Below are 7853 nucleotides of genomic sequence, written 5' to 3' on the forward strand. Positions count from 1 at the left end.
GCAAGATGCAGCGAAGAATGGTGTGAAGCTAAACGTACCAGATTCTATTAAAGTAGCTCCTGGTACATCAGGGGAAATTAGTCCTGAAATTATAATTCCGGAAAACGCTGAATTTGGCAGATATGAGGGCTATATTCATATTTCAAATAAAAACAATGAAAAAGAAGTATATCAAGTACCATTTGCAGTTAAATTCACAGAAAAAGGGATTGCGTCTGTGGATTTACTAAGAGATGCAATGGCAACAGATGCTTCTAAATTCCATCCATTTATGGAAAGACCAAGTTCGCCGTTGACATTTAAATTAAATAGTCCCCTTGAAACCATTGATGCAGTTGTGAAGGACCGAAAGACAGGGAAGGCACTAGGAGTCGTTGGTACACTTAATGCAAGTAGTCTAACACCAAATGTTGAGTATATGATGTTTTCTGGTATGGGAGGGTATGTACTTCCATTCACAGGAGATCCAGCTCATCCAATTGGAGATAAACCTGTTATGTTGTCTGATGGAGATTACGAATTGAACTTCGTTGGATATGATAAAGAAGGAAAATCGTATACAAAAGGCGATAGCATAATCATTGATAATGTAATACCTGAAATGAAATTTAAGGATGTAGAACCTGGTATACACGAAGTCAATGATTCCATGTTTAAAGAAGAAGACGGTCAACGTGCATTATGGGTGCATGGTAATATTTATGATTCTACAGTAGATGCATTAAAGGAAAAAGGCCTGCAGTATGATCAAAAAGCGAATCAAATCGTATATTATCAAAACTCAGCCTTCCCATCAGGTTGGTTGAATACAATTCAAGCAAATGGTGATTTTAAATTTGGAGTACTTCCAGAGGAAATAAATGAGCCATTAAATTTAAAATTATTTGGATATGACCTTGCCACTGCAGGGAATATGGCAACTGGATATAAAGATTATGTCTTTGTAAAAGAAGGGACAGAATACGCTGTTCCAAGTTATGACAAAGATAAAATAAAATTAGGTGAAAAAATTAGGTTAACTTTGAATCTCAATAATGTAAAACAGCTTATGTCAGGTACATTTGAAATTCCTTATTACAAGCAGCTCTTTAAATTTACAGATGTGAAACCAAATCCAGCACTTACGGAATATGTAAAACAACATGGACTGAACCTTAAATTAGAAGATCCGAAGGTAAGTGAAGAAGGAGCTTGGGAAAACAAGGTGAAAGTTGGCGCGTCATTGGAAGGAAAAGAATTTAAAGGATTAGATGGAGATACACCATTTTTAGATGTTACATTCGAGATGACGAGCGATGAATACTTTAATGAGTTAACTGCATTTGGAGTAGATAAGTTCTCTTATACAAAAGTTGGTGCAACAGAAGGCAATGAGATTCCTGTGTTTAAAGATAAATCTTTTGCTATTGTTTCGAAACATTCAACGGTTACAGGTTATATTGGTCCGGAAGCTTTCTTGAATGAAGAGGGGTATTTAGGTAAGAAAGACTATACAAAACTAGGAGCAAAAGTGTATGCAGTTGGCAAGGACGGAAAGAAATATACAGGAACGATTAATGATAACGGGCAATTTGAAATTCATAGTGTCCCAGTGAGCGATAAAGAATATGATATTTTCGTAGAAATGCCAGGTCATTTAAATAGTAAATTAACTACAAAAATAGGGAAAATGCAGGATGGAGAATTAGTGGGACAAAACTTTAGAGCTGATATGGATGACAGCCTTGCAGGTGATGTAAACGGCGATAAAATGGTGGATATTCAAGATGCTAGAATAGCAGCTCTGTCATATGGAAAAGGAAAAGTATCTGTAAAAGATGGAGATATAAATCAAGATGGTGTTGTAGATGAAACAGATATTCGTTTTATTGAGAAAAACTTCTTGAAAAAGGGTCCAGATGCCAAAGAAAATCAGAAACCGAAAGAAAATGTAGGGCCAGTGACGTTAGATAAAATCTTACGCTCTATCGGTTTAGAACCAAAAAAATAAGTGGACAAACTTCTAGAGTAAATAAAGTAATCAGACAATGAATAGCAAATGAAATGAGATTGGCTAACAAATGACCGGTAATGATTCACGGTAATATTACCGGTCATTTTAAAAGTTATAGTCGTTTGGGTACATGAAGTAATTAGTTTAAACTAAGTTCGCTTTCGTTATGGGACAAGGTAGTTGTTTAATTATTATTGTTTGTGGGATGGAAATAAGGTTTGTAGTTTGAACTTTAAAAATAGGGGGAATTGTGAAATGGGTATGAAGAAAAAACTTGGTATGGGTGTCATAACTGCAGCACTGGGCTTATCTTTAATTGGCGGGGGAACATATGCGTATTTTAGTGATAAGGAAGTATCACAAAACACGTTTGCAGCGGGTACTTTAGATTTGAGTGTGAATCCTGAAGTTGTTATTAATGTCGACAATCTAAAACCAGGTGATGAAATGGAGCGCGGTTTTCAATTAGTTAACAAAGGAACCTTAGCAATAGGAGATGTGAAACTCCTGACAGATTACAGTGTAATCGATGCGAAAGGGGATAACGGAAATGCTGATTTTGGTGATCATATCCGTGTTGATTTCTTGTGGAATTTAGATAAAAATGAAGTTCCAGTATGGTCTACTACATTATCTGAATTAAAGGTAGCTACGCAAAACGGAAGTATTCCTGATCTTGTACAAAAAGGTGTTGTAGACCGAGAAGGAAATGTACTTGCTCCTGGTGATGATGATACCTTTTATGTAATGTTCACATTCGTAGATAGCGGTGAAGACCAAAATGTATTTCAGGGAGATGCATTGAAATTAAATTGGACGTTTAATTCCATGCAAACAAGTGGTGAAGAAAAGTAAGTGTAATAATTTGTATACTATATGTTTAAACGTATAGTGCACAATTAATTGGGGGATAAGTATAAGTAACTTTGAACAATATTAAGTTCACCATTTTTATGATGCCGCTTTTTCTATAACGGTAAATTCAAATTATGTTTCTATTAAATAAAAAATACATCCTTATAGGGATGTATTTTTTATTTAATGATAATGTTATAAATTATTCTACATGAACCGATATGCTTTTAGATAATACTTGCATTGAGAAAGGAACTCTAGCTTCAAAAGCTATAGTGTTTGTTGAATTTGGTGTGTTTGAGAAGATGTAAGAATCCTTAATACGTAATCTAAATGTTTTTTCAGATCCGAATGGACCAGTATAAGAACTGACTTCGTCTAAAGAACTTCCCGCATATCTAACACCATTAACAGTCAAAGCCTCAGAATATGAATCCGGTGTACCTACTTCACTAACTTTCACATAAAGGTAATCGCCTTTAAGAACAGGAATAGTTAAGTAAGAACTTGCACTATACATTTTGTTATTATCGCCTACAGCACTAATGCTAACACTTCGTAGTGGAGAAGAATCCGCCTTTGAAATAGTTGGTAAAAATGCTAGTGTAAGTGCAAAACACATAGCTAACATGCCCATAAATTTTTTCATATTAACAACCCCTTAGGTATTTATTTAACATCCTGTATTTTACAGGTTAAAAATGTAAATCTCAATATCGTTATATAAAGAATGATCATGTAATTATGCATATTTAATATAAAGTACGCCAAAACTCGGATACATAAATCCCTTGCTGTTACATTGGGGATACGAAAATAACTAAAAGAAAAAGGCGTCTACAGAATGATACAACCATTGATAATGCATTCCTAAATCGAGGGTTATTTATTCTAATTATGCAAAATGATATATTCTGAATAGTCAACCTCTTATTTAGGAATGTCAGAATGGAAGGCGTTTGAAATTTATTTACGTACACTTTCATATTATTTTAGAACTATTGGGAAACCGCCTTATAGACATCAAGCAAACCATTACCATAAAAACTTTTATTAATAGGGTTATCATTTCTAACACCATTTTTATAAAGATATTTCACGGCCTTATCTGGATTGTTTTTAAAATTATTTTTATCAATAATTAATGCTAAAGCACCGGATACTTTTGGAGCGGCAAGTGAAACACCTACAGAGAGAGCATAACCACCACCAGGGGCGGTAGTTAATATTAGTTCTTTTAACATTAACTTATTTTTTACCCACTCTTCTAAACCATATTGCTGAAATAATCTATTATCTCCTCCAGGTGCAGCGATATCTATAAAACTTTCACCATAATTTGAAAATAAGGAGAGTAATTTAGATGGGCCAACAGATGAAACTGTTACTATATTAGGAAACTCAGCAGGAACATCTAATACTTCTCCAGTAAATGTTACCCCAGTATTTTCATTTTTTTTTCTGAAAAAATCATTCATTTCCTGCTTGTTAGTAACATCAAGAGCATCATTACCAGCCGCAGCAACTATAACACTTCCCTTTGATTTAGCATATTTAATGGCTTTTTTATAAGCTTTAATTTCGGATAATTCCTCACTAGATTCACCGTCTGAAGAAGATACTATACCATTGATGAGGTATTCGCCTAAACTTAAATTGATAACATCAACATTATCTTTTGCAGCTTCAGCAATGGCTTTAATAACCCAAATAGCCTCACCTGCTCCATTACCAAACACTCTATACATTTTAATTCCAATACCAGGAGCAACCCCTTTCATAAAACCATTAGCTGCAACCTGTCCAGCAATAAAAGTTCCATGCCCTCTTAGATCTATTAGACGATTTAATTCACCTGTTTCTTGAGATTCTTGCTCTCTAAACCCACCTTTAGGCACTAAATTTTTAGATCCAGGTGAAATGTTATCTTTTAAATCAGGATGATTTATATCAATGCCTGAATCAATGATACCAACGGTTACATTTTTAGTTCCTGGATATAGTCTATAGCTATCACCATTATGGGTTACTTGTTGCATATCCCATTGATTCTCCCATATTTCATTTAAGGGTAGGGGGGATGAGACATTGGTTGCTACTTCTCTTGAATTAAACGATTGTAATGACTTATTATATGAATCTATATTAGAATCCGAATGAACAAGATTCATTGCTTTTTCGGTAGCTTTCACTTGTATAACACCAATCTCTGGTACACTATAGACTATTTGTATATCATATTTTTGAAACTTACTAGCTAGTTTTTGGGGATTTTGATAATTCTTCAACAGTATCGTGTAATACTGTGATTTATCTTCAGCATGAACTGTAGTAATAGGTATGAAAGTTCCGAAAATCAAGTTAATTAACAAAAGGAATTTAATTATTTTTTTCATAAAATCACCCTCTTGATATATTATGTATAATCCTTAGTTTACTAAATCGTTAATGAAAAGAGATGTTAAGAGAATTAGTGATTTGAAAACTTTATTCACTTTGATATTGATATAAAATGTATTTTAGGAATAGATTCATTAGAGAAGAGAATTAAATAAAAGGGAATGAGTAATTAAATATATAAAGTATTTAATTACTCATTCCTATAATTTTAAATTTAAATTATAAATCTTTTTTGGCATATACTTTCAGAGATATTATCATTGATATAAAACCAATAATAATTGATATGAAACAAGGCATCCATGTTAGGACAGTTGGTGAGAATGGGAAAATACTTTTGAAATCAATATTATTTGATTGTAGTCCTTTTATAAGAGTAGGAGCAACAAAAGGTATTAAAAAAGCAGTTAAAAGTGATATGATTTTTGTTTTGTCATAACCAAATTTAAATTGAACAGGAAGTAGTACACCAAATAAAATACTTAGAGTTAAAAACGTTATTCCAAGAGCGCTAGCGCTCAGGCTTTCTATACCCGATGGTGCGACAACTGAAATGATTATACGGATAATAGCTGCACAAATAAAAATTACAAAAAGAAAAAGGTACTTCGCTTTTACAAATGCGCTTCGTGTGTACGGGGTAGCACAAAGTAAAGCCGCTCCCTTGTACTGATCCTCAAATTTTGATACCGTTCCGAACAAAATATATTCCATCAAAATAACGGTTAAAAGAAAGCTAACAAGACCGCCATCGTTTAATTGTAATTGTGAAGAAAGATAAATAGGAGCTATAGCAGCAAAAACGAGTAAGATTAGAAAATATTTTTTGACTAACAAAAAGTCTTTCATCACTAGGTTAATTAACATGGATGTTCCCCCCAATATATGAAAGCATAATCTCCTCAATAGTTGGTCTTTCTATTAATACATCAGGCATGAGTCGACGTACATCATCTTTTTTATTAGTAATCCCTTCAAATCCATAGTGAGTTTGATGTAAATTTAAAAAAAGAGGTCTTGTTTGTTCATTAATTAAGCGGTTGTCGCCCTTTACCAATGCATGTGTTTCTATTAAAACATCTTTTTCATCATTCACTAAAACTTTTCCATCATCAATTAAAATAATCATATCAGCAATTTTATCTAAATCAGATGTAATATGAGTGGAAAAAAATACGCTTTTCCCCGGCTCTTTCATGAAATCAAGGAGAATATCCATTAATTCACTCCGTACTAATGGATCCAAGCCACTTGTTGGTTCATCCATTATTAATAAATCTGCATGATGGGATAGGGCTAATGCAACTGCAAATTTCATTCGCATTCCTTTGGATAGAGTAGAGATTTTTTGTTCTAGATTTAAGTTAAAATTTTTAATGTAATTTTGGAAAACTGGTTCATCCCATTCAGTGTAGGATGGTGCAATAACATTTTTCATTTCCTTTACTGTTAATTCATCATAAAAATAGCCCTCGTCTAGCACGATACCAATTTTGTTTTTAGACTTTCTTTCATGCTTATCCATATCTTTTCCAAGAAAATTAATTTGCCCAGAATCTTTTAAAATGAGACCCAAAATCGCTTTAATTGTAGTGGTCTTTCCAGAACCATTTGTACCGATAAATCCTGTTATACAGTCTGTGTTAAGTGAAAAGGTAACATCTTTTAACGAAAAATTTCCGTAAGATTTATTTAAATTATTTACTTCTAACACAACATTCATTTTTCATTCTCCTCCTCTAAAATTAAATCTAAAATTGAATGGAGATCATCTGCATGAATACCTATACTACGAGCCATTTGACAAACTTCAGTAAGTTTAACTTCTACCATCCGGCGTTTTGACTCCATTAACAACTCTAAATTTGTAGGAGCTACATAGGTCCCTTTTCCAACCTTTGTAATAATAAAGCCTTCTGTTTCTAATTCTGCATAAACTCTTTTTGTAGTAAGTACACTTACATGCAAGTCGTTAGCAAGTGAGCGGATTGATGGTAATTGTTCACCCTCTTTTAATTCATTGTTAAATATAGATTCTTTAATTTGTTCCTTTATCTGTTGATATAAAGGCAGACTTGATACATTACTTAAGACTATTTTCATTAAACAACCTCTCTATCGATAAGTGTTATGGTATGTCATGCACACCATACACACCATACACAGTTAATATTATAAATTATAAAAAGCGTATTAACAAGATATACTGCGATTAAATCATTTGAAAGTTAACTTAAATAACTTTTTATAAATAAAATTTTTAGTATCAGTTAATAAAGATATTTGTTATTTTAAATAAACTAAAAAGAAAGTTTTGTAAATATATGTCACAAAATGTTAAAGAAACACACACAAAATGTTAAAAATTTTTTGATTGTTTTTAGAAAACATAGAGAGTTATACTTTAGTCGCAGTGCACAATACAGAAAAGGAGGTAGGTCAAATGGAAACACCAGTAGTACAACCAAGGGATTGGACTTGTTGGAGTTGTTTAGTATGTGCAGCATGTTCTGTGGAATTATTAAATCTAGTTACTGCGGCAACAGGGGCTAGTACTGCAAGTTAATATCCTTTCAGAAGTTACTTTGGTTAAAAGCACTAAGGA

At 32.9% G+C, this 7853-nt stretch carries 7 protein-coding genes and 1 pseudogene; 3 read left to right on the forward strand and 5 right to left on the reverse strand.

What is annotated here, in order from left to right; all coding sequences use genetic code 11:
• Positions 1-1990: pseudogene (locus GFJ36_RS29585) on the forward strand (S8 family serine peptidase); the annotation flags it as partial.
• A 258-nt stretch (positions 1991-2248) separates the two neighbouring features.
• A complete protein-coding gene (locus GFJ36_RS12275) occupies positions 2249-2848 on the forward strand; it encodes a TasA family protein (RefSeq protein WP_157349585.1) in 600 nt (199 codons plus the stop codon).
• A gap of 202 nt (positions 2849-3050) precedes the next feature.
• Here GFJ36_RS12275 and GFJ36_RS12280 read toward each other — a convergent pair whose 3' ends face one another.
• The 5 genes from GFJ36_RS12280 to GFJ36_RS12300 all read right to left on the reverse strand — a co-directional run bounded on the left by GFJ36_RS12280 (position 3051) and on the right by GFJ36_RS12300 (position 7351).
• Positions 3051-3497, reverse strand: a complete 447-nt coding sequence (locus GFJ36_RS12280; protein WP_064475128.1) for a hypothetical protein — start codon at positions 3495-3497, stop codon at positions 3051-3053.
• A gap of 349 nt (positions 3498-3846) precedes the next feature.
• Positions 3847-5244, reverse strand: coding sequence for a S8 family peptidase (locus tag GFJ36_RS12285; protein ID WP_157349586.1), 1398 nt, complete (start codon positions 5242-5244; stop codon positions 3847-3849).
• Positions 5245-5467: 223 nt separating this feature from the next.
• Complete coding sequence (locus GFJ36_RS12290; RefSeq protein ID WP_097814476.1) at positions 5468-6115, reverse strand: ABC-2 transporter permease; 648 nt, start codon at positions 6113-6115, stop codon at positions 5468-5470.
• Positions 6105-6971, reverse strand: a complete 867-nt coding sequence (locus GFJ36_RS12295) for an ABC transporter ATP-binding protein (RefSeq protein ID WP_001103610.1) — start codon at positions 6969-6971, stop codon at positions 6105-6107. The genes GFJ36_RS12290 and GFJ36_RS12295 overlap by 11 nt, the downstream gene beginning before the upstream one ends.
• Positions 6968-7351 (reverse strand): GntR family transcriptional regulator, encoded by a 384-nt coding sequence (locus GFJ36_RS12300; RefSeq protein ID WP_000706800.1) that lies wholly within the window; start codon positions 7349-7351, stop codon positions 6968-6970. Before GFJ36_RS12300 ends, GFJ36_RS12295 begins: the two co-directional genes overlap by 4 nt.
• Positions 7352-7691: 340 nt before the next feature.
• On the opposite strand from GFJ36_RS12300, the gene tucA reads away from it, so the two are divergent.
• The gene (gene tucA / locus GFJ36_RS29975) at positions 7692-7814 is read left to right on the forward strand and encodes a subclass IId bacteriocin thuricin17 (protein WP_000449799.1); all 123 of its coding nucleotides are present in this window, start codon (positions 7692-7694) and stop codon (positions 7812-7814) included.
• The last annotated feature ends 39 nt before the right edge of the window (positions 7815-7853 follow it).

The organism is Bacillus sp. EE-W1 (assembly GCF_009760835.1).
Lineage (GTDB): Bacteria > Bacillota > Bacilli > Bacillales > Bacillaceae_G > Bacillus_A > Bacillus_A wiedmannii.